19 protein-coding genes are annotated in these 24287 nt (G+C 40.8%); 3 read left to right on the top strand and 16 right to left on the bottom strand.

Features of this window, described 5'->3' with window-relative positions:
- The first annotated feature begins 2 nt into the window (after positions 1 to 2).
- Entirely contained in the window at positions 3 to 605 is a 603-nt protein-coding gene (locus AACX33_RS08170; protein ID WP_227788915.1) for a DUF6753 family protein, read from the top strand.
- On the opposite strand, the gene AACX33_RS08165 is transcribed toward AACX33_RS08170, so the two are convergent.
- Positions 598 to 1275 carry a response regulator gene (locus AACX33_RS08165; RefSeq protein ID WP_227788981.1) on the bottom strand — a complete coding sequence of 226 codons (678 nt, stop codon included), beginning with the start codon at positions 1273 to 1275 and terminating at the stop codon, positions 598 to 600. The two genes, AACX33_RS08170 and AACX33_RS08165, sit on opposite strands and share 8 nt — an antisense overlap.
- 319 nt (positions 1276 to 1594) lie before the next feature.
- Between AACX33_RS08165 and AACX33_RS08160 the strand changes: the two genes are divergently transcribed.
- Positions 1595 to 2296, top strand: a complete 702-nt coding sequence (locus AACX33_RS08160; RefSeq protein ID WP_227788914.1) for a sensor histidine kinase — start codon at positions 1595 to 1597, stop codon at positions 2294 to 2296.
- Between the two features lie 192 nt (positions 2297 to 2488).
- Here the strand turns inward: AACX33_RS08160 and AACX33_RS08155 are convergent, their stop codons facing one another.
- Positions 2489 to 3265: a hypothetical protein gene (locus tag AACX33_RS08155; RefSeq protein WP_227788912.1), complete on the bottom strand. Its 777-nt coding sequence runs from the start codon at positions 3263 to 3265 to the stop codon at positions 2489 to 2491.
- 73 nt (positions 3266 to 3338) lie between these two features.
- Between AACX33_RS08155 and AACX33_RS08150 the strand changes: the two genes are divergently transcribed.
- Positions 3339 to 4142, top strand: coding sequence for a peroxiredoxin-like family protein (locus tag AACX33_RS08150; protein ID WP_227788911.1), 804 nt, complete (start codon positions 3339 to 3341; stop codon positions 4140 to 4142).
- A gap of 7 nt (positions 4143 to 4149) precedes the next feature.
- On the opposite strand, the gene AACX33_RS08145 is transcribed toward AACX33_RS08150, so the two are convergent.
- From AACX33_RS08145 to brxC, 14 genes are all read right to left on the bottom strand, one after another.
- Positions 4150 to 4332 carry a hypothetical protein gene (locus AACX33_RS08145; RefSeq protein ID WP_227788910.1) on the bottom strand — a complete coding sequence of 61 codons (183 nt, stop codon included), beginning with the start codon at positions 4330 to 4332 and terminating at the stop codon, positions 4150 to 4152.
- Between the two features lie 40 nt (positions 4333 to 4372).
- Positions 4373 to 4786, bottom strand: coding sequence for an alternative ribosome rescue aminoacyl-tRNA hydrolase ArfB (gene arfB / locus AACX33_RS08140; RefSeq protein ID WP_227788909.1), 414 nt, complete (start codon positions 4784 to 4786; stop codon positions 4373 to 4375).
- A 534-nt stretch (positions 4787 to 5320) separates the two neighbouring features.
- Entirely contained in the window at positions 5321 to 6406 is a 1086-nt protein-coding gene (locus AACX33_RS08135; RefSeq protein ID WP_227788907.1) for a tyrosine-type recombinase/integrase, read from the bottom strand.
- 82 nt (positions 6407 to 6488) lie between these two features.
- On the bottom strand, positions 6489 to 6884 hold the full coding sequence (locus AACX33_RS08130) for a hypothetical protein (protein ID WP_227788906.1): 396 nt from the start codon (positions 6882 to 6884) through the stop codon (positions 6489 to 6491).
- Between the two features lie 2 nt (positions 6885 to 6886).
- Positions 6887 to 7237 (bottom strand): hypothetical protein, encoded by a 351-nt coding sequence (locus tag AACX33_RS08125; RefSeq protein WP_227788905.1) that lies wholly within the window; start codon positions 7235 to 7237, stop codon positions 6887 to 6889.
- Between the two features lie 6 nt (positions 7238 to 7243).
- Positions 7244 to 9358 (bottom strand): DEAD/DEAH box helicase, encoded by a 2115-nt coding sequence (locus AACX33_RS08120; protein WP_227788904.1) that lies wholly within the window; start codon positions 9356 to 9358, stop codon positions 7244 to 7246.
- An 82-nt stretch (positions 9359 to 9440) separates the two neighbouring features.
- A complete protein-coding gene (gene brxD, locus AACX33_RS08115; protein WP_227788903.1) occupies positions 9441 to 10757 on the bottom strand; it encodes a BREX system ATP-binding protein BrxD in 1317 nt (438 codons plus the stop codon).
- Between the two features lie 14 nt (positions 10758 to 10771).
- Positions 10772 to 13666, bottom strand: coding sequence for a BREX-6 system phosphatase PglZ (gene pglZ / locus AACX33_RS08110; protein ID WP_227788902.1), 2895 nt, complete (start codon positions 13664 to 13666; stop codon positions 10772 to 10774).
- Positions 13667 to 14081: 415 nt separating this feature from the next.
- Complete coding sequence (locus tag AACX33_RS08105; RefSeq protein ID WP_227788901.1) at positions 14082 to 15419, bottom strand: ATP-binding protein; 1338 nt, start codon at positions 15417 to 15419, stop codon at positions 14082 to 14084.
- Positions 15404 to 18301, bottom strand: a complete 2898-nt coding sequence (locus tag AACX33_RS08100; RefSeq protein WP_227788900.1) for a HEAT repeat domain-containing protein — start codon at positions 18299 to 18301, stop codon at positions 15404 to 15406. Before AACX33_RS08100 ends, AACX33_RS08105 begins: the two co-directional genes overlap by 16 nt.
- Positions 18298 to 19689: a hypothetical protein gene (locus AACX33_RS08095; protein ID WP_339406287.1), complete on the bottom strand. Its 1392-nt coding sequence runs from the start codon at positions 19687 to 19689 to the stop codon at positions 18298 to 18300. Before AACX33_RS08095 ends, AACX33_RS08100 begins: the two co-directional genes overlap by 4 nt.
- Positions 19690 to 19905: 216 nt before the next feature.
- Complete coding sequence (locus AACX33_RS08090; protein ID WP_227788898.1) at positions 19906 to 20142, bottom strand: hypothetical protein; 237 nt, start codon at positions 20140 to 20142, stop codon at positions 19906 to 19908.
- The gene (locus tag AACX33_RS08085) at positions 20139 to 20273 is read right to left on the bottom strand and encodes a hypothetical protein (protein ID WP_339406323.1); all 135 of its coding nucleotides are present in this window, start codon (positions 20271 to 20273) and stop codon (positions 20139 to 20141) included. Before AACX33_RS08085 ends, AACX33_RS08090 begins: the two co-directional genes overlap by 4 nt.
- On the bottom strand, positions 20273 to 23782 hold the full coding sequence (gene brxC / locus AACX33_RS08080; protein ID WP_227788897.1) for a BREX system P-loop protein BrxC: 3510 nt from the start codon (positions 23780 to 23782) through the stop codon (positions 20273 to 20275). The genes AACX33_RS08085 and brxC overlap by 1 nt, the downstream gene beginning before the upstream one ends.
- Positions 23783 to 24287: the final 505 nt, after the last annotated feature.

Below are 24287 nucleotides of genomic sequence, written 5' to 3'. Positions count from 1 at the left end.
CTATGACGATTTCGATGGAAGATGCAATGCGCGGATATTCGGAATCAGAGCAAGCTAAAATTCAGGAACTATCCCTTTCTCTGGGCATTTCTCCTGATGATCCCATGTTTCAGATCATGCTAACTCTGGGACGATATGAAGAGACAATGATTGAAATTCCGGCTCGAATGGAAGCGATGGTAGAAGCCTGGGCAGTTCTCATCGACAGAAAACTGGAGCAAACTAGCAAAACAACTCAGTCAATGCACTATGCCGTTGTGAGTTCTTCTGTAAGAGAAGTTTTAGCACAAGAGTTACCAAATTTATCACCAAAAATGCTAGAACCAGGAAAGATGAAACTGGAGATTTGGCCTATCTCTGCAATTTTTGGAGGGGTAATGGCGGCAGGGGCGCTCTTGGGTTCCCTGACTACTTGGAATATTGTCGCTAATTACGTAGGTGTTGCATCTATTGTTACGAAAAATGATTTGCAACTCTTGTCATGGGTAAAATCTGAAGAGGGCCAGTTTGCTAGGGAAATAGTTAAAAATAATCAATCAACTATCTCCGCTTGTAAAGCCGACAAAAATCGACTCCAGGGACATTGCCTGATTAAAATTAAATAGCTTCTTCTTCAATATTTGCTTGAAGAAGGTCACAATTTTGTAAATAACCGAGCTTTTGTCCTTGAGCAATTGCGCCTACTCGATTTCTAGCGTTCATTTTGGTGAACAAATTTGATATATGGCATTTGACAGTATTTTGAGTAATAAATAACTTGTTGGCTATCACTCTATTGGACAAACCACAAGCTATTAATTTTAATATCTTGATTTCAGTTGTAGTGAGTTTGGCTTCGTATAATTTTCCTTTTCTCAGTCCTTTTTTGAAATTAGGTTTTAAAAAAAATTTTGTAATTTTAGGGTCTAAAAATCTTTCTTTTCTATAGGTTCTGTGAATTGCGTAGGTGATATTTTCTGTGTCTTGCTTCAACAAATATGAATCTGCCCCACATTCAAAAGCTGAGTTTACTGTAAATTCATTCGATTGGCAGGTAATAATTATTACCTTGGCATTGGTTCTTTCTTTAATGGTGGAAACAACTTGTAACCCATTCATATCCGGCAAACCAATATCGACTAAAACAATATCAGGTTTAGTTTCCTCAACCAGGATAATTCCTTTTTCACCACTTTCCGCTTCACCACATAAATTCATATTTGGATCTTCAGCGATTACTGCCCTGATACCCATTCTGATGAGGGGTTCATCTTCAATGACTACTATGTGAATCATTTGAGGCACTTTGTATAATTACTTATTATACATATATCATAAAAATACTAATTAATTACTTAAAATGAAAATTATTTCAACCTTTGTACCATACATCCTATCCCTAAATCCTCGTGAATATATCTAAAGACATACTTCTAAAGATAGATATTTCATTTACATCCTATACCCAATACTCTTACTATCAACTTATCCTAAGTATTTCTACTATTATAAAATAAGAGAATCTAAAGCAATACTTATGCTAATTAAAAGTGTTCTTACATCTTCAGCTTTTCTGCATGATATTCTCAACCCTCTTATAGGGATTAGGATTATTTTGAACCAACTCATAATTGGGCATTATGGTCATACATTGGAAGACATCAAACCAGTTTTGGAAGCTATTTTGCAGACGAATAGTAGAGTTAGTTATTTGCTGGAAAATCAAAGTAAAGAAAGGTCTGATGATATCTTCAATATTCATCCAGCGTCTATTACACGTTTAGATTTATTCAAGTTTTTGCAAAAACTGCATTTGGAATTTTTGCCATTAGCTAAGTGCCGTTCACTCAAACTTAACTATGAATCTCATATACCGTTAGCTCATGGTGCTGAAGTTATGGCTGATGCTGTTTCTTTGGGCAGAATGATATCTAATTTAATACAAAATGCGATTAAATATACTGTTAGTGATGGTGATGTCTTTATTAGATTGTTGAATCAAGGAGATGATTTGGTAATTGAGATTGAAGATACTGGTAAAGGTATTGCCCCACACGAAATACCAAATATATTTTTACCTTTTTACCGAGCGAACACACAATCATCGGGGTCTGGGTTGGGGTTGTATGTAGCGATGATGATTGCAAAAGCTCATGGGCTACAGCTTTTGGTAGACTCGTCTGTGCAAGGAACTAAATTTACGATTATTTTCCCCTATCGTGTTAATAAACCTTATGGGCTTGATGGTACGATACAGGTTAGTGAAGGGGAAAAAAATGCGTTACTTAAACAATGTCAAATTTCTGAACAAGATTGAAACTGGAGTGGAAATTGCTATATTTTTTACTCTATTCTTTGCTGCAATTATTAAGTTTGATGTTGATGTAACACAAGCTTTATTTTACATAATTTTGGCAGTAATAATTTCCCCCTTTTCTAAGATTGAAAGGGGGATAAAACGTCCTTTGTTATTAATTGGATTTGCTGGTGGTATATTCCTCGGTTATTTCTAATCTCCCAGGTCAAGGTTATTATCCTTGTCTTTATTTTGGGCTTCTTGAACGATTCTCTGTTTGTTAAATTCGATTATTCCATGAGTTTCCTGCTCTGTGAGGTTGTTCTCTAAAATCTTGAATTGAGAATTCTTATCATTTTTATACGCATTAAAGGCTTTCTCCGGTTTCCTATCTTTGCGATTAATGCTAAGGAATTGCTTACCTTCTTTCATCAATAGCTGTAACTTGTATCTAACCCCTTCATAGATCCGGGTTCTTGCGTCAGTATTTTGACCTTTGGCAACAATAAGTCCCATCATTGCAGGGATGAGTAATTTATTGGTCGCTTCACTTTGTTCTGGTAAACTACTATAAATTTTTGGAGAAGCTTTGGACTGGTTGTGGTCTGGCTTTTCTTCGAGTTTAGATTGCTGCATTTGCAAGAATTGTGATTTTTTCTCAGCAATTAATCTCTCAACTCTTGTCGGAGTATCTTGTTTCTGTAACTCTACACCCAATTTAGCTTCAAATTTCGATAGATATTCTAAGTAGTACCTATTTTTTAGCTTTTGCCTAAAGTCTTCAAGATTTTGAGTTGTGGGAGACTTGGATAGGAGTTTCGTAAGTTCTTCCTGGCGTTCTTGGGGTAAGGCTTGGTTTTCGGTAGCTAGGGGAGTGGAGTTCTCTTTAGCTTGTTGCATGATCAACGATAGTCTGTAAGCCATCATGTTATTGGAAACCCCTCTAACACGATTGATTGAGTTAATTGTTTCGATAGCTGAGTTATTCATTTTGCTAAAAACCAAAAATTGTCATAAACTTGGATTAAAATTGAATAGCTAAATAAGCAGTTAATTCTTTGTCATGAATCCCTACGCTATCCTCAGTCAGACCGAACATCAGCGTGTTAGTGATGGCATGACCCGACCCCTGCTTGAAAATTGTGAGATTGCCTCACATATTCTTATTTTAGTCTGGCCACAACTCGGTGATTTTGATAGCCTAGAATATGCTTGGTGGTTACAGCGCGAAGCTAAAAAATGGCCCGATGAAAAACTTGCTATTCGTGCAGTGGGAATTGGAAATCGCACTTCTGGAGTAAAATTCTGTGAATATACAGGATTTCCGCCTGAGAATTTATTTGTTGAACCGAATGCAGAACTACATCGCCAACTCAATCTCTATTCAGGTCTGAATCTTTCTTTACCGGGACTTTCTGTGTCTGGGAAAGCTTGGCTAAATTTAATGTTAATGTGTGCAGGGATTGGAAGTCCAGGAACGTTAAAAGAAGTTTTTCGGGGATACAAGGGAGATCGTCAAGCGCCTCAATTAATTGAAGATGATCAAATTATTCAAGGTACTCCTTTACCTGCTTTTCAAGGCTCATTTTTCCAATTAGCTGGCGGAAGTGGGTTTCAACGTCCCTTTGAGTTAGCTACTCTCCGGCTACGGAATATGGTGGAAGTTCTGAGCAATTGGCAAACTTATGTACCATTATCTGCCTACTTAACTCAACGCGGTGGAACTTTTCTGTTTGATTCCACAGGCCAGTTACTTTACGAACATCGAGATCCAGGAATTTTGGGCTTTGCTGCTAATATGAGTCAGCCCCTATCATTTTTATCCTTGATCGAAACAGATAGCTTTATCTCAACTCAAAATTCCTAATTGCTGTTTAGTGATGGAAATTACTAAACAAACCGTTAGAGCATCGTTTGCACTTTTGTTTTGTCCCATCCTTTCCAGTACAAGCGCCACAATGGGGACAAATTTCTCGAATGCGTCCCGATTCCGGCACTTCATCAGACTCGCACAATGCCGCCAGTTGGTCACGTCCTAATAATTGCTCACAAGCCATTGCATGAAATATATCATCTTTTCATCCCAGAATTTGCTTTTTAATCAATGGACTGCCTCCTCATTGACTTAATATGTCCTCGCTTAGTTTTACTATCAAGGCGTTTTTTTTGAGAACTGCGAGTTGGTTTGGTGGGTTTGCGTTTTTGGGGCAGTATGACAGCGCTTTTAATCAGTTGTTTGAGCCGTTGCAAAGCTTCTTCCCGGTTTTGCTCCTGGCTGCGGTGTTCTTGAGCCTTAATTACAACGACTCCTTCCTGAGTAATGCGTCGGTCATTTAACTTCAAAAGTTGCTGTTTATAGAAAGTGGGTAATGATGAAGCCTCAATGTCAAAACGTAAGTGGATGGCAGTAGCAACCTTGTTGACATTTTGACCACCTGCTCCTTGAGAGCGAATCGCGCTCATTTCGATTTCGCTATCAGGGATAATAATTTTGTGAGAAATTTGCAGCATAACTTATATATAACTTAGTGCGATGGCAAAATGCCCGCCATTAGGGACTTCCAATTAAAAAAATATCCCATTGCTGAGGTAGGCAGGGGAGCAGGGAGCAGGGGGGATAAAGAACAAAGATGGTCTGATGAAATGGGGTAATTTATTTTCTGGAAATCCCTTAGCGCAGCGTCTCGCACAGAAGGCATTGCTCCCGTAGTCACAGCGATCGCTCGCCACACCATCGCTCATCGGCCAAGACACGCGAGCGCAAAACAGCATGAGCGCACAGATCAATTTTGTTCATCATTGCCAAAAGACACACAAGGACTGTCAATTATCAGTGCGCTTTTCCATGAATTGCAGAAAATGACGGTGGAACAATTCACCCCCAATTCATCAGGGTGAATGCACTTTATCACTCCTTCTACCACAACATGAAAAGCACAATCATTGCAAATAGTTTGACTTGAATCTGACATCACCTGTTACCTCATCACTCATCATCTGGCAAGTACAAAGCGCTGCTAGCAGTCGGTCTGGCACAAAAATACATTAAAACCTCGGCAGCACTGTACCCGTCCCGGCATCTTTTTTAGTTCGGACATAAGCCTTTGTGGTATCGCTCTTACTATGCCCCAACTGGTCTTGCACCTCAAAAAGTGGTTTACTATCCACCGCCCTTGTTGCGTGGGAATGGCGTAACCAGTGACAAGAAAATTTTACTTTGGCTACCTCTGAGATATCCTGAATCAACCTTTTAATCGCGCGATCGCTCAACGGCAGACCCCGTTTTTTGGGGTCAGGTGACATATTGGGAAACACTGGCGTACTGTCACTAGCCATACCCCGATACTTCTTCAAAACCAGCGAAGTTTGGTGATCCAACCCAATCTCCCGATACTTCCCACCCTTACCCCGAAACTTAATTGTGTAATATCCCCTGTGCCGCTCATCCGGCGCTGGGTCAAATTGCCATTGCAAATCGCGCCAATACAACCCCGGATAATCTTCTTTGGGCTGGCCTGGTTCATTACCGGGAATTGTTACCCGACCAACTTCACCAACCCGCATTCCACTATAAAAAAGCAAACTAAAAACTAGCCAGTGCTTACCCCCCAACTGCTTGGCAGCTGCGGCCAATTTCTTCATCTCCCAATCTTCTAGATATCGTTGCGCCTTTGGTAAATTACTGAAATTATCGTAACTTATCGTACTAGCAATATTCCGCAAAAAGTAACCAACATTCTCTCCACTGCCGTAACTCCAGAGCGAACGCAACATCAGCACTTGGTTAGATTTAGTATAAGGGGAAACCTCACCCCAACTAGCCACAAATTCGAGTAACTTTGGTTGCTGAATTAATCGGAAATCCGGTATGCCTTCACTTCGGACCCAATCGAGTAATTTTTGACCAAACCGATAGTATTTTCGCTTAGTTTGCTCTCGATTTTGACTACCCGCCCAAGCCAGGAGTAACTCCTCATCATTACCCACAGCAGGCGTGCGGTAATAATATTGCCTGATTATCTCTGATACTAATTCTGGGGTTACTTGCTGTGAAGTATTTGGTGCCACAACTTTCCCTGGGTTGGGAGAGTGAATCTCTACGGAACTAACCTCAATATTTGTCACATCCATTGGGGAAATAAGAATTACGCGATCGTCAACATCTAACTTCCTGGAAGTGTGGTTTCAGGAAGCTTTTATCTTATTCTAGGGCTTAAGTGGATGTGCGGGTAGGGCTTAAGTGGATGTGCGGGGACTGTCTGCTCTTGTATTTGGGGTTAACCAATGCCCTGAATCTGGTATTTTTTGTGAGCAAGATGTAGCATTTTGGGTAAGCTTGCGGTGGTGGATGGTAGTTATAAGATTGCCGCCTAGAACTAGGGGTAGAACGCTGGTTCAATAAAGCGATCGCTCCTGATGAATTTTCTGGGGCTTGAGTGCGATCGTGCCAGTATCTTGTAGAAGAAGTGGTATCTAAACCCTCACCAGAGCAAGACACGAAAGTTAGCCTTTCTTGTTTAGACGATGATGCTCTAGGAGAATCACTAGAAGTCCTATGGGAACGGGAAATAGATGCCAAAATTGTCGGAGTGACATCATGGGATGCCATTACTAACCGAGGTTTTGATCATCCCCGTTTGTTCTCAGCTTACTTGCACACATTACGGTGGAATTGCGTAACTTCCACATCTGCCCAAGTGTATGATTAATTTGGGCAAGGCTTTTGGTAACAGTTTCTAACTTTTGTGACAAGTGACTCGGTTGTTGTGCTTGTTGCTGAGGTGATGTCGATTCTATACTGTATTCTATACGCTGGCTGAGATGCCCCAACATTGTTTCAATTTGTTGTAAACGATTCTCTACACTCGAAGTATTATGTACCTGACTGGCATCCAGTGCTGAGAGTCGGTTGATGATGTGGTGTAGAACGTTTTCTATACCATTCTCAGCGACAGTTGGCATCGAAATTTAGTTGAATTTTAAATACAAAAAATTCGCTGCGCCAGGAAGGTTTAGCAAAAAATTACCAATCATCTCTAAAGAATAGATTTCTGGTAATGCTGCCTGAAACTTGCTCAGACGATACTCTGGTAATTGTGACAGGATGAATTTTTGTATATTAGAGCTTTGCCAAAAGTCTTGTTCACTCATCTGAGCGATCGCTAAACTTAAGGTAGCCTGACCAAGACTTTCTCCCTCTATTTTGAGCTTGAAGTTATCAACAACAATCTTCCAATCATGGTGAAATTGCAGACCATATTTGAGGGTATGATTAATCTGTCCACCTGCAAAAGTCCACCATAGCGCTCGTTCGTTGTCTATCTGAATACTTGATGGTGAATCTGTTAGTAATGGTCTCAGGTCAGTCCGAAATTCATCTACAGCTGCTTGCGCTCTAGGGTCAATATAAGGAATAATATCTTCTGTTTTAATGATTTGGGCAATTTGCTGACACAGGTCAAAACCTAGTAGTTGCGGAGCAAAACCTCCCCAACTTGGTTTTTTACCACGAGGAGCCGGGACAACCCCAACAGTACGCTCTTGGTGGTTGATGTGGGTAACAGTCCAAGCCTTACCACTAAGCAGGAAAGAACTCATATCTGCAACTAGCTTATCCACAAATGCTTGCTGTAACGAGCCGATGGTGTAACCAGATGGTGTCTGTACTTTGTAAAGCAAAGGGCTACTAAAAACGGCGTAGAGTTCCATAAAGTTTTTCCGACCAAAAACCCGTTCTGCTTTATCCCCCATTGAGAGTAACCCACCTGCATGAAATAGGAAGTCTTCCCGAATCATGTGCTTGATTAGTACCTCGAACTCTGTATAGTTGATACCAGAAAAATCAGGTACGCCAGACAAATGTTCCCAGCAGCGTTCTGGACTAATAGCACCAAATTGTAGAGTTAAGGCTAGTAACTGATGCACCATTACAGCCCAAGCTCTCGTTTGAATGGGAACAGATTCTACCCAGCTTGTTCTCGCTAGTTCAACAATAGCGATCGCTTGCAATATTGTCTCCACATCTTCACAAAAAAATGTAGTGTTGGCGCGTTGACCAGCCCTTCTCCCAGTCCGTCCCAAGCGTTGTAAAAAGGAAGAAACTGTAGAAGCTGCATTGGCTTGCAATACCAAGTCTAAGTCACCGACATCAATACCTAACTCTAGGGTAGAAGTACAAATAATGCTGGTATTACTCCCGGTTTGAAAACGTTCCTCGGCGGCGGTGCGTTCTTCTAGAGAGACGGAACTATGGTGAACGAATACATCAGTGCCGCGATTTCGCATTCGTTCGGCGATTTCTTCAGCCAGTGAGCGACTGTCACAAAAGAACAGACTCTTTTTCCCCTGGGTGATTTGACTAGCTTCTTGAGCGATCGCTCCTAGTGTATCTCGTAAATAAACACGCAAATCTTTTTGAGAAGGCACTTTTGGCGGATCGATCACATCACCTTCCCGTTTTGATGTGCCTTGCAACCAACGCAGAATATCAGCCGGATTACCAACGGTAGCGCTCAATCCTACGCGCTGAATATCATTGACTGTATAACGCTTTAGCCGTTCCATCACAGACATTAGGTGAGCGCCTCGGTCTGTACCCGCTAAGGCGTGGACTTCATCAATGATGACAGCGCGTAAATCTCCAAATACTTTGGCATGGGGTACTTTGGTAGATAGCAGCATCACCTCTAAAGATTCCGGGGTGGTCATTAAGACTGCGGTTGGTTCTTTAATAAAAGCCCGTTTATGGGAATCTTTAATATCACCATGCCATAGGAAACGCCGCAAACCCACCATTTCTGTGTAAGTTCCCAAACGTTCTGCTTGGTTATTTAAGAGAGCCTTGATGGGCGCGATATAAATTAGACCAACTCCTTGGGGTTCACGCTCCATTAACATTGCCAATAGCGGAAAGATAGAGGCTTCTGTTTTCCCTCCGGCGGTAGGAGCTAAAATTACCGCATTTTTACCATCTAGTAAAGCTTGTCCCGCCAGTTCTTGCACAGGGCGCAGAGAAGACCAGCCCAAGCGGGAGACAATTGCTTGTTGTAGACGCGGCGGAAAACGCGCAAAGGTAGAAGTCATAAAAATTCAAAATTCAAAATTAGAACCCATCCCAATTACCGATTACCGATTACCGATTACCGATTCCCAATTCCCCACCTAATTAAAATTCCACAGCGTAGCCTTGAATATCTTCTGGTTCGGCATCAAAAAGGGGGCGACCTTCCCGAATGCGAATTTCAGCTTCGGTTAAATTAGTAACTTCAAAGCCCTCGGCAATCATGGGGTCAAATTTCTCATCATCAGCCGCCAAGTCTAACACATTGACAAATTGACGCAGAAACTGGCGGGGAACTACGCCAACATCACCTTTAAAGCCAGCCGTGACTTTGGCAACTAGTTGTTCAATAAAGTCTGAGGTGACTTTGGTATTTAAGACTGTTTTATTCACCGTAGGATAAATTTCCCGCAATTTTAAGGCTACTTCTTTGAGGCGTTGAGCATCAAAAGGTTTAAGTTCTAACTGGGGTTGGCGAGGGTTAGCAAAGCCACCGGGAACTAAAAATTGGATGCGATCGCTCAAAGGTTCCAAGCCTGCTACACCGCGTTTGGTATCATAGAATTCAGGAGTCCCTGTAAAAATCCAGAGTAAGCCTTTATAGCGGTCTGCGGCATCACAAATTTGTCGAATTCCATTCAAGGACTTACCTCGGCTATCGTGACGCATTCGCAAAATTGTTTCTACTTCATCAATGACAATCACCAAACCCTTATAGCCTGAAGCCTTGACAATCTCTAAAATGCCGTGTAGGTAATCGAGGGCATCCCGGCTGACAATATCTCCTTTAATTGCGGCGGTTTTTTTGGCACTGGCGGCTACATTTTCGCTACCTGAAAGCCAAGAAAGTAAAGCACTAGCTTCAGCGATTTCACCTTTTTGTTTAAGTATAAAAATAGTCCGCAGTACCCTAGCCATATCTTCTGGGGCTTTACCACCAGTCAGAGAAGCGAGTTCTTCTTCCATGCGTTGCTGCACTAGAGTATCAAATTCATCACTGTTTTCGTCAGCACCCCCAGAAATTAAGGCATCTTCTACACGGGCAATCCAACGGTCAATGATGTCGCTTAAAGCACCTCTAGGACAGGAGCTAGTCCCTAATTCTTGCACAACCTTACGGTAAACATCATCAAATTTATAAAAGTGTAAATCGTTGTCAGAAACCACGACAAAGCTAGTAGCAAAACCTTGGGCTTGGGCATCCAAAATTGCCAAGCATGACATAAATGTTTTACCACAGCCATAACCCCCACGCAGAAATTTAAATACACCTTCCCCATCGGCTGCTAATTTGAGTTGGCGATGAATTTCTGTACGTTGTTTGTCAATACCGACGGCAAAAGCTTCTAAACCTCTTTCTGGAACCACACCAGAACGTAGGCGTTCAAAGATATGCTCAATATCTCGTTCACTGATTGCCATAGTTAATTTTTATTTCAATTTTGCTTAACGTAACGCTTACCGTTATTTGTTGTTTCAATCCTGACTGAGAAGGGAACTTTCTTCAAGTATTCCTCAAACTCTAAAGCAAAGCGTCTAGCTTTTCGGGCATTACCGAGAATTTGGGTAAGTTCTGTTTCGGTAATGGAGTTATGTTGTTGGAGATGAAGGAATACTTGCGCTATTGCTTGGTCTGCAAAACTATCTTGCCAATCATTGCTGGTTGGTGCTTGAGTGGTGGTAACTTCGGTTTTCAGAGAACCAGAAACGTCAAAGTATTCTTGGGGAATAGTCGCCTCTACATCTTCAATCCCGTCTGGGTGAAAAATCTCAATGCGGACTCGTTCATCACGTTGTCCTCTCAGGTCGAATACCACTTCTACCCATTCACCTGTTACGGGAATTTGCAGTAGTTGGTTATTTATGCCTGCGCCGATAACATCTTTAATTGTGATTTGGATATCCTGACGGTTAGGAACATGAAAAGCTAAATTAATTGTCTTGGCTTCGGCAAAATTTAACACACTTTGGGGTAAGGGGGCTGGTTTAACTCTCAAGCGAATGTTATTATTATCTGCTTGGGCTTCAATTAAGTATTTACCCATTCCCAAGTGGGAATTATAACGCCCAGATATTGTGAGTACAGGAATCACACGCTCTTGTAAGCTGTTACCACCGTGTACAAAGGTAGCGCCGGGATTACCTGTGGCGAATACAGATGTGTCCTTGCTAAAAATTAAGTATTTATTTTGTCCCTCGTATTTTAGGGAACTCAGGGAAACTGTGACGCACCCTTCCTCTGAGCGTGGTTCTAAATCTAGGATATGGCGGCGGTTGGGGTCTTTTTTACTACCATATTTTATTTCTTGAATGGTATGATCTTGCAGTAAAAAACCATGATCCGCAGTCAAGACAAATTCATTTATACCAATATTTTTCAAGTGATTCCAGGCGGCTTTAATTTGTTGCAGCCAAGTTTCAAAGGTGGCTAAACCCAGGTTAGCTTCCCCAGCGTCGTCAATTTCTCGACTGTGAATGACAATTAAACGGGCATCAGCGCAGCTTTTTTTGAGTTTAGATGTTGTATTATTCCGAATTTCAGTTAAGTTGAAACTGGGGATATCTTTGCTACTGTTACCGAGAGAGATACTTTTATCTTTCATCGCCCTCACCCTTTCTTTAGGGGTGCGGACTGTATATTCACCTGTTTTAAAACCCTTAAAGCCATTATCGCCAGCTAAAAATAGCTTTCCTCCTTGGCTGACAGGGGCTAAGGCGTTCATGCCTACGGCTGTGATGCTGGGTAATTCTGCATACCTTGCTTTCAGTGATACTACGCTGCCAGCTTCGGTAAATTCTTTGAGCAGTTCTGTGGCCATTTCGTAGCGGAAGGCATCTATTAAAAAGTAGGCAACTTTTTTATGATTGTTTTGGGTGAGGGGGTGGATAACTTGGTCGTAGAGAGTACGCTGTTGGAGGTCGTCTTCTGGTAAAAAGCTGTCTTTTTGGCAGATGGCTGTGAAGTCTTGGGCTAAGGTATCAACCCAAACTCGATATTGGCGGCGGAGTTGTTCTGTGGCTTCCTGGAGTTGGGCAAAGTGGGGTAATTTAGACTCTAGCAGGTTTAAGCATTGTTGCTCAAAGCGGCGATGGGCTAGGTCTATTTGATAACCAGATTGGGTATAGTATTCTAGGGCGGCTCTGAGATTATCTAAGGTTTTGATGCGTCCTGATTGTTGAATTTTATCGCCTAAAGTTGCAGCAGCTTGGATGAGTGTCCATTCTATTTTATGGGAGCGCTGGGTTTCTCTGGAAGAGGCTTGGCCTAGGGCGGTGCTTTGACTGCGTTCTAACCAAAATGCAGGTAGTTCTGTGCGTGGTTGTGACCAAGCTAAAACTTTGCTAAATTCCCCGGCTAATAGTGCTTGGACTGCGGCTGCTAAAACTACAGTTTCTCCCCATTGGAATGTCTGAATTTTGCTTAATTCTTCTGGGGTAAGTGTTTGTAGTTCTGGTTCTAGGTGAGATTCGACAATTACCGCTTTGGCGGCGTAGGTGTCGGGATGGCGTTGGCGGAGATATTCTATTAAGTGCTTACAGTTTTTCCGCAGGGGTGAAGACAGTTGGCTGAGGGGTTGGAGTTGGGAAAGATGGGGTGAACGGTTGAGGTCTTGGACATATTCAACGCACATTAACCAAGCGGCGAAAGCTTCACCAAGTCTGGAAAAGGAGAGGGTTTCTTGGTTGCAGTAAAATTGTAAAAATGCCTCATCCATTCCTGTGTGACGGTAAAGATGTTGGGTCAGGGTGTCGAGGCTGTGGGTATCTGGGAATTTAGCTCGTAGTTTTTTAGTTTTATCTATGATGCTGTCTAAATCCAGCAAACCTGCCAAAATCCACTCTAGGCTAATATTTTCTAAGTATTTAGCTAGGCTGTCTTGGGGTTGGGAGAGGGTATTTTCTAACCAATTTTCGGCGGCTGTGAGGTCGGTAATGCCTTGAGAAAGGTAATTTTCTAATTCTGTGGGGGTAACTTGACCTGTGGCGGCTTCCCGGATGAGGGTGTCTAAGGCTTTGCGGAAACGAGAACCAGCCCGGTAAAGTTCTAAAATTGGGGTTTTGCGAATAGTCTCTTCTGTATGTCCGGGGAGATGAATTAGTAATGGTTCTGGTACAAGTCCATTACCATAAGATTCTAGGGCGAATAACATTTCTAGATAACTACCGCGTAAGGCGACGACTGGGGCGAAAAATTCACCTTGGCGATGGCGAGTTATTAGTTCATCAACATAATTGTTATAGTGTGCGTCTTTATCTAGCCAAATGACTATACCTTGTTCCCTTAATTTCTGTTTGATTTCGTCTTCTAAATAGGTGGTAATGATGGACATGGAAATTTTTGGAATTGGGTAATTGGAGAATTGGTAATTGGGAATGTGGGTTAAATATAAAAATATATCTTGGTAAGTGCGTGGTAAAATTTATAACTGTGCCATTGCGTATCGCTAAAGCGAAAGCTTTAAGCGTAGCTATGCCGTAGGCTTTACGCGGAGCGTGGCGTTAGCCATACGGAGCGAAGCAATCGTCAGGTTTTCGAGTCATTCACATTTCATTACATAGTTAGGTTTATTTGAGCCTACTTACTTATTTGAATTCTGAAAGTTATAGCTGGGGGCTGGGTTAAAACCCTTTTGGTGTCTAAGTTTTATTATCCGTTTATGTCCTAACCTCCTTAACGGTTGCTATATGTAGATATCCCTGCTTATAAATTTTAAATCACGCCTTTAAAAGAGGAATTATTATTACTTATAATTGTTTTTGTTGTGCTACCCATTCTCCAAAAATCTGCGACCCAATTGTATACAATTCATCATTATTCTTCAAAACTATACCAGTCCCTGTAAGTACATCTAATGAATCTCCCACTTCGCCATAACTAAGATGAGTGTCCCTCGCTAAACTTTCGATGCTTCCTTGAAGATTTTGATTTTGCATCAAAGCATGATAGACTGCGCGTTCATGCTCACTAAAGCTATAGGAACGCTGAGGATCATTCCACCAAGCAGAAAAATCTCGATAGTGTTGCCGTAAAAGTTCAATTTTTAAATTTTCTATAGAGCGTAATTTTTGATTACTAAAATCATCGAAAATCATATTCAGCATTTGCTGAGTTAAATAGGGATGACCACCTGCCCAGGCGATGACTAGCTGAATTTGTTCTTCGGTCAGGGTAATTTCTTCAAAATTAATCCGTTGCCCAATTAGTTCTCGGATATCCTGATTATTTAATGCTGTTAACCAAATGATTTCAGCTATATTCAACAACGGCGAACCTACAGCTTGTTGATAATCTTTTAAATTTCGGTATCCTGATAGTAAAAATCCTATAAAAGGTTTCAAAGCCGTGTCAGTATCTTTTAACCCTCGGAGATAACTCCAAGCATCATTTGCCCAATCTTGACTAACAATAAACTCTGAACCATCTAATAAGAAACAAACACCTTCAAACTGCCATTCTTGAAGTTCATTAATTGTTTTCAGGAGAGCTTTACGAAAATCCTCATGGTTGAGTTTTTTATCATAGTCAGGGTTATCAACCTTAAACTTTACATTGATAGCAGCAAGAAAACTAAGAGTTACTTCACCACCCATTACTTGACTAAGAAACTGTCGGTACATTTCCCTCATTTCAGATCCTGGTATCTGCTGTCGTCGATTAATTGCCTCTCTTAGACGGGCAATAAGTAAATACCTAAAAGTATCCAAATCTTTGGGCTGTTCTACCTGTAAGTTAATAAAAACTGGAAATCCTCGACTAACTTCTTTTACTAATAGGGCTTGATTTTTATGAGATGTTGGCGGTTTAAGTAATTTAGAAAATGTTGGAAAGAACTTTTCTCTCCATCCTTGGTTAGCATCATTTGGTTCAGAATTTGTAACAATACTGAAATTAAGTAAGTTCCATTCAACTGCTCGGAGAATAGAGGTTTTACCAATACGCCGTCCACCGAGTAAAATACGAACTTCAAAAGGCGATCGCTTAACTAATTCTACCAACTTTCTCTGTCCAAAAAAGTAAGCAGGATCTGTGATTGCTACTCGGAAGTTATCAAAGGGACGCTTTTTATCTAATGAATTTGCCATTTTTTTATTTCCTCCTCTCCCATTTCCATTTGTAACCAATGAGACAACATCGGCAGGTTGCTCTCATAGTAATCATCATTTTCTATTTCTACTCTCACCACTAATCCCACTTTGTCTAACCAAAGCAGAGCATCTAAAAACTGGCTTTCAGTAAACATTTTACTCAAAAATGTCTGCAATTCTCTTGTATTCACACCATGAGATAAATCTGGATGACAAGCAAGCACTCGCAGCACAGCCATTGCTGATTCAAACTGGCGTTTCTGCAAATCTGCCCAAATATTCTGCTTAAAGTAATCTTTTAAAACACTGGAATAAGTAAAGGGTTTTTGGATGTAACGCTGTGCGTCTGACCAAGTAATTAATCCATTATTTGCGGCTTCTGGAACTTTCGCGCAAAGAAGACTGGCAATTTGTCTGGCGATAAATGGATGTCCACCACTTTCTTTGTGAATAGCAGTCAGAGTTTCTAAGTCAAATGCTCGACCCATTAATCGACTAATGTCAGTGAGCATAGTTTTGGTTTCTTCTGCCAATAAGGGAGAAAGAAAAATTTCTTTGAAGAAGCTAAAGACTGGGTTGGTGGGTACTCCTGCCTGTTGCCATTGATTAATGCGGTTACAATCAGGATGAACGTCAGCAATTAATAAACCTAGTTGACGCTGCTCTTGACTAAGCGATCGCAATACTCCAAAACAGGCATTAAATTCTTCTACTTTTTCGGGAGGATCTGTTGGTGTTGGTAAAATTCGCTCTATTTCATCTAAAAAACAGATTATAGGCAATTCATAACCGGCTTTTGTCAATACCTCGGTTAGTAGGTTGATACGTTGGATAAATTCAGTCGTTAAACTGGTGGCAGGCACGTCAGGGCTAAAGGGTGTAAACTTAAGTTTTTGGAACGCTTCACACTGCTTTACCAACAAAGACAGTTGTCGAACTATGGCGTTGAAAAATTCTGCCCCATAACGCGGCTTACCACCATAAGGCTGTAAATCAATATGTACAACTGGGTATCGTCGCAAAGAGAAACCTAACTGTAACAAAATCGAAGTTTTTCCCGATTTGCGAATTCCAAACAGCCCCACTCCTTGTTTTCGGAGTAACTCTTCTTCTAGACGATGCAGTAGTTCTCCGCGACCAAAAAAGGAAAGTGTATCCCCAATAGCATTACGATCATCAAATAAGTCTGCACCAGGTAAATAGCGATCGCTATATTCAGCCAGCAAACCTGTACAAGCTGCACTATCCATCAATACCTGTTCTACTGCTGCTAAAGGAATGGGAATCAGCACGAAATGCTCAGACAAACGCACCTCTGCCATCCGCACCCGAAATAAAGTATCTGGTGTTTCTCGGTAAAGTAAAATCCCAGCACGTTTTTGGCGATTATTTGCTATTCGTTCAGCACACTGGACTAACTCAGTTACATCCTGGTCATGGGGTTGATCAATTGCGAGTAACACAGGTAAAGGGGTAAAAGCTTTCAGCCGTCCTGATGTTGAGACAATTTTTAGTCCCCGCTTTCCTTCGCGGCTGACTTCTGCTCCTGTTTGTTCTAAAAAAAGCTGTGCAGATGCTAAAACTTGATTTAGAATTTCTTGCTCCTGTCTAGCGGTGACGATTGCTCTCGTGAACCGCAAGAACAATACTGGACGCAACCAAAAGAGGAATATCCAAGTTAATGAAACTAAGGTAAATCCCCAGAAAACAATATTGAGAGTTAAATCAAGACTACGAATTCTTTGTTGCTCTTGAAGTGTGTTAAATGCCTGAGTAATAGCTTGAATATCTTCCGCTGCAAATGTAGCTTGTAGAGGGTCTTTTAAAATAGGTTGTAAAACTGATATAGCGGGCTTTAAATTGGATACAGCTTCGTCTAATTCGGCTGTTGATAGTCTTGCTGCTCCATACTGAAGATTTTCACTAATTACACGCAGCGCCGAAACAGCCCCTTGTCGCACAAACTGGTTATCACTTTTGAGAGCTTGTATCAAATCAGCTACAGCAGGTAGTCCCATTTCACCTAGAGCATAAGTTACACCTTGGCGAACAGCTTCATTATCATCATTTAATGCTTCCACAAGTAGAGTCACAGTACCAATTTGAGCGAGAGCAAAAGTTGTTCTTTGACGAACTACCGCATCTTCATCTTTGAGGAAGTTTAGCAGTATAGGAACTACAGATTTAGCTGGAGAACCAATTTCACCCAAAGTATAAACTGTATTTGCTCGTACTTGCCAATTCTCATCCTTGAGTGTTGTGATTAAATGAGGAATTGCTGCTTTTGCTTCTACACCAATTTTTCCTAATGTTTCAATAATTTTGTATTCAATTGTGGGATTTTGCTCTTGCAAGGACTTAATTAAATTAGGAACTGCTGCTTTCGCTTCTGCACCAATTTCTCCTAACGCAAGAATACAATTTAAGCGAACATCTATATTATTATCTTTTAATGCAGTAATTAGTGCAGGAACAGCAGATGAACCAATCCGACTCAAAGCTGTAGCCGCTTCTTGCTTGACATCCTCATCTTGATCTTTTAATGTGGCGATGAGTTCAGGAATTGCAACTTCAGCCTTTAAACCAATCTTTCCTAAAGCGTTAGCAGCACTGAGACGCACTAATGGATTCTCATCTTTGAGTGTTGTCATCAGGTGAGGAATTGCGCTTTCTGCTTCCGAGCCAATTCTCCCTAAAGCCATAGCCGCATTCCATCGTTCTTGGTCGTTTTTGTATTTTAATTCCTGAATATAAATATCAATTTCTTCATTTATGGGATTTTGTGTACAGCCAGTCAAACTGATCAGCAAAGACAGTGAAATTCCCAAGCTGATAAACTTGAAGAACGGGGATACTTTTTGTCTTTTGTGCTGATTCATAATTCCCCTTTGAGATTCAAATTTTCTGTATATATAGCACTATAGTTTAGAGAACTGTCACTTGGTCGATTTGGGTATTTCTTTAACCACTCAATTTGGTTACTTAAGGTAATAGACATCATACCATTCTCAGAAACTTGATAAATCCATTGAGCATCTTTACAGATTGTGGAATTTTCAATACCCGGAACTGATTGAGGCCAATTTCCTTGCTTGGCAGCAATTTGTTTAATTTGGAGGATTTTTTGTGTTAATTCCATTTGTACTCCTAATTTAATCACTTTTTTCCATTGACTTACAAATCCATCTACATCCGTGTATAAAAAATTCCACCATGCAGGTACTATTTTATTTTTTTCAGCAAACTCTTCAGGTTCAAATGAGCAAAGATCATCTTTAGGCAATTTTAGTGATAATCGGTTCATCTTATCCCAATAATCTATGCCAACTAGACCAATATATGGTGGTCTATAGAGGGGATTTAAAAATGCAAAATAATCAAAATTACTATCAAAGTATTCGCTATAGTAGATCAAGTAAAAAAAGGTAGCTTTTCTTGCATCATTGCTCAAAACAAATGATTCAGATGCAAAAAAAGTCAAAAAAGATTGCGGTAAATTGTATTTAATCTCTCGTTCAAGGCGAGATTGCCAAGAAGGAGGTATTCCCGACATTTTTCGCATAACTGCTGCTTGTGGATTAACTACAAGTATAGCAACCAATTTACCAATAATTTCAGGTCTTTTAACAAGAGATTGATATAATTTCCATGAAACTTCCAGACTGTTTAAAGCCTCTTTATTTTGCCCTAGACGAGTTTTTTCTAAAATATTGAGAGTCAGGAATTTTTGAAAACTAACAATATTTAAAAAGCTAGGTAAAGCAATATCAGAAGTTATATTACTCATATCAAGAATTTCCATTTGAGGTAATTCACTATTAAGTACATGATCTTCCACTGCTTCTAATAAACTTGCATTGGAGTTGAGATACTGCCGCAAATTTTCTGGGGGAATATCTATTTTATCAGTCGGGTTTTCTAACTGAACATTTAAGTAATTATCAAGGTCTTTCTGAATATTATCAAATTCTTTTGCTTTTGCTTCATTTCTAGAAATATGAAGATTACGCGCAGGTGTACTTCTTAAACCTGGACCTATAGGAATTCCTAATTTGGCAGTTAATTCTTCCAGCTTGAGAGCAGAGTTATTAGCCTCTCTCGGAGGATACTGTTTTCTAAATTGTGCTTTTGCTGCGTCAATTTTTTTCTCTTGTTGTGTAGCAATAAAGTTACCTACAACGATCCAAGTTGCCAATATTATGATTAATCCAGACAAAGGCCAGATAAAAAATTGCTTATTTATTTTTCTCATATTTCTTTTAACCATAAGGTACAGATTGCGCGATTTTATAGAAACTATTTTTATTTTGGGAGATTTAAATAGACTTTATTCCTAATATCAGCGTATGAGTTAGCAGCACTAACAAGAAATTACCTATTTCGGGAAGTGACACTAGAATTAGTGTACAGCTTCCAGGGTAATTTAGAATAAAATAAAACCCAGAAGCAGATGATAGCTAATGGGTAATTGAGTGGTTGGGTATTACAATTTGTCGTAGTCTTCTGGTTCTATGTCAGGGACTTTAGCTAAAACTTCCTGGAATTTATCCCAACTACCGCGTTTGGCTTTTTCTTCGATATAGTCTTTGGTCATCCATGCGGAAACTTGTGCTGATAGTGCAATGGCTACCAGTTGTTCTAAAGGCATATTTTCTTTGGCTGCTAAGGTTTCAATTTGCTTATATAAGAATTCGGGGATTTGTATGTTTAAGTTACTCATGATATTTCTCCTACTTGTTGTAAGAATTCTTTAGGAGTTAATACTTTAATGCCAAATTTCTCTGCTGCTTGTAAATCTTTTTGATTGTAAGTGATAATAAAGTCGGCTTGGCATTCCATCGCTAAGTCTATTAAAAAATCATCATCTGGGTCGCGTGCAATTGGTCGCCATAGATTAAATCATCTACAATTTTATTGGTTGTGTCTTCAGCTTTTTTAATCTGAATGGCGGCGGAATCTCGCAGTTGCAATAAGGAAGGATAAAGGGCATCTTTGGTGGTATCAAAGGCGGCTTGCTCTATGGGCTTAAATACGTATGCTGATTGTTTTTCACTGAGTCGATTAAATTGGGAACGCTGTTTAACACGTCTGCGGATTTCTGCGGTTTGCTGTTCTTGGCGCTCGATGAGTTGCAAGCGCACGGTTTGATAATGTTGCTCTATGGCTTGTAATTGCGGCTCTAAGCTGTTAATCTCTCGCCAAGGGCGATCGCTTTGGAGTTGTGTTTCTAAGGCGGCGATCGCATCACTGATTTCTGCTAAACTTTCTATATCTTGCAATTGCTTGACTTGGTGTTCTTGAATACTCACCGCCCTAGTAATTGCGGACACAGCAGTATCAGTTAAATCTGTTTCCACGATACCAAGCTGCTGAATACCATCCCGCAGTTCATCTAAATATCTTTTGACTGCAATCACTGTTTTTTCTACTTGGCGGGAGGCGGTACATTTTTCTAAAGCTTCCCGCAGTTTATGTAATACTACTGGTAACTCTGGACGATTAGGTAATAGATTGTACCGTCGTTCAATATCTTGCAACCGCTTGATTAAACCGGGGAATTGTTGAAAAGCTGCATCGGCGATCGCATCATTTTCCCGGTCTAAATCGACTTCGAGGGAGTCTTTAAATAACTTGCAAATGGCAATGCGATCGCGTGGGCTAATATTAGTTTCGTTGGGTGGAAGAATATCCGCACGTTTAATTTCTCGGTCTTTCTCAAAGATATCTCTCACACCAGGGTCACGCACTGAGGTGATTTCTGCCCCAGCTTGGGGACGAATCCGCACCTTATCCCCACGTAGTAACCCCACCAGACAAGCTTTCACCACATCAGCCGGATAGCCATAGGGAGCGCTACCAAAGTAGTTGAGTAAAACATTACCACCCACCCCGTTTTGGTCTTGGATATATTGGGCGATGCGGGTAGGAACTTCACCGCTACAGGTGGGGGAATATTTAGCTGCATCTATTTCCAGAATACCCAAACCTGTTTTCATAAACTTAGGGGAGAGGCCGGATAGATTAGGTTCTAGGAGTTGTTTCAACTCATCTGGTGTAATCGCCATATCAACATAATGGCTGTAAAGTTCAGGGAGAATGCTTTCACCCACCCGTTCTAAAATAGTGTTAAAAGTTGTACCATACTGGGGTTTATCGATTTGTCGCCCCCGGAAGAAAATCTGACCTTCAGTAAAAGCTTGAGCGATCGCATTTTGGACATCTTTTTCTAAGCTGTCACAACGTCCTTGTTCTTCAAACCACAAACGCTGTTTATCTTTAGATATCGTCTGGTGACGACCTTCGTATTTCTGAATAATATGCCGTGATTTTGCCAATTCTTTAACTGAACTAGCTAAATCACCCATTGTCCCTACTACCCAAATCAGGCGATTCTGCAAATTAGGGCTACTACTCAAGGGTATCCATGTATTGGGATTGCGGTCTTCGTTATTGGTCAAATAGCGAAAGTCCACTGTCACCACAGCCACATCGTTAGTAGACTGTAATCTTTCATCTTGGCGTTGTCTACCATCACTATAAAATGCTGCCCAATAAAAGCTTTTATTTTTATAGTGGGGACGAGTGACACTACCTAAAATAGTTTTGAGTTTTTCCCCAACAATGATACTAATGGCATCAGGAATTATACTATATTGCTCCCGTTCTCTTTGCCATTCTTGTCCAGCCGAACTTTGAATTTTATAGCCGAGTTTATCAGAATAAGAAAGCAACCCTAAACCCCGTAATTTTTCTAATACTAGGGTAACAATCGATTCAGGATTACCCATACCTAGCTCAGAATAAAGGCATTGACTAACTAAATTAGCCGTGGTGGGTTCTTGTTCTTGAATTAATTCTAGCAGTGCCACAACTTTAGCCACTTTTACCGCCATTTGATCATTAATTACTTGTTCATGGCTGAATAATCGAGCTAAAGTATTCTGCACATCAGCATCTAAAGCTGATTGTTGCACTTCGTAGATATTCTCCAACGTCACCAAAGCACCTATAGGCTTGTCTCCCAATTTCTGTTCTCGAAACAATTCCCCCAAAAGTTGCAATAGTCCGCGAATTGCGTAGTCGTCACCTTTAGCACGGCTGGAACGAGTGCGGAGGTTAGAAGTAATCTGCATCAGCAAATCAACATAGCCGGGAAGCATAGGATAAACTTCTAAAAAGTCTTCCTCAGTCATTGAGTCACATTTATAACCGTAGAGTTTCAAATCGCTACGATGTTGCTGAAATAAAGCTCTGATTTCTGGTTCCTTGCTGGGGGCTTTTTTGAGCAAGCGTTTGTGAACCACATCCCGAATGTTAGTCGGTGCGAGGTGAACCCGCAACTTCGGCGGAAAGCGGTCTTTAAGTTTACCAATATTACTTTCGTCGTCGGAATCTTCTAACTTTTGTTGACCAGTAGCCAGCAACCACACCCGCCCTTTCAGCTTTTGTCCCAATGCAGACACAAAGGATTGCAATTTCAGCATCCGGTTGGTATTTTGGTAGATATACTGACTAACTTCATCCACCACTATAAACAAATTTTTATTCGGCGCACGAAACTTCAGCATATTAATAATTGCTGTGGTTGTTTCGTCTACTGATGTCCCGATTCCTGTTTGAGCGCCAGCACGACTATCAAGCCAACTCATCGGGTCAGTATAGCGGCTGGGGTTCATAGTGTGCATCACCTCAGAAAAGGCTTCTTCTGCTAATTGGTCATGTTTTGCTGTTGACCAAGGTTCGCCTAAAGTCTGTTCTGCACAACTGAGAAATTCATCCCATTTGCGGTCTAATTCTAATTTCAGTTCGTGGTCTGCAACATAATGACTGATGGTGCAGTAGCCCAAACGCGATTGAATTTCCCGCTTCACAGCCGAGTGAATATCCTCATCATCTCGTGCCACTGCCCCAATGTCAAAAACCACAGCTATCGGGTCAAGTTGATTTCGCAGTTGCTCCCAAGCATCACGGAATTCTTGACTTTTGGGGGAATCATCCCGTTCTAGGAGGGTATCAGCCAAAGTCCGGTGATTAGGTAACAAAAGACCATCCAAAGCCAGACCTAAAAGTTTAGCAAAGCTAGATTTACCAGAACCGTAAAAACCTGATATCCACGAAGCTGGTAGTTCTACACCGCCCTGTTTTTGTAATTCTTCTGCTATACCTTTGAGAAGTTTGACAAATTGTTCATGAATACCAGATTGTACGCGTTTGTGGCGGGGGTCGTTTTCCGGATAGCCCCCAGTAATAATATATTCTGAGACTTCTTCTAAAACTTTCGCCGGATCTTGCTCATGAAAATAGACAACTGGCGCAATATTACGAGCAACGTCAGCAGCAAATATGTCTTTAATTTTCATAGCACACCCTTTTAACAATTATAGTAATTTTGTTGTCCATTCCCTGTTTCCCACGTTGCTTAATTAGATAGGACTTACGCAATAACTCTCTGCAACCCTCTTTCCTTCGTGTCCTTTGCGTTCTTTGTGGTTCGTTTTTTCATGATTTTGCATAAGTCCTATTAGATACAGCAAATTTTATTTGAGTAAGTAGATAGGGCGGGCAGTCCTTGCCGTCCCTCACAAGATTTAGAATATTAATATGTGTACTTCTATGTGTAGTTCATTTACTTGCAAAGTTGTATAATGATTTACTGAAAAAAAGGCAAGCAGCGCATTCGGCGGGTTTCCCAAATTGTAGCCACTGCCGTCTAAAGGCGCAAAGAAGAGCCTATATATGAATGGCACTAAGATAAGCCGAAAGCAAGTTGAGATAAGAGTTTAAAGGATTGAGAGTTATAAAAAACGGGTGGAGTAAGGAAAAGGATTTAATTCGCGGAAAGTTTCCGCGAATTAAATTTCCATA

The sequence above is a fragment of the Nodularia sp. LEGE 04288 genome (assembly GCF_963896525.1).
In the GTDB taxonomy this organism is placed as follows: domain Bacteria; phylum Cyanobacteriota; class Cyanobacteriia; order Cyanobacteriales; family Nostocaceae; genus Nodularia.
This window is presented reverse-complemented; position numbering and strand designations above follow the sequence as displayed.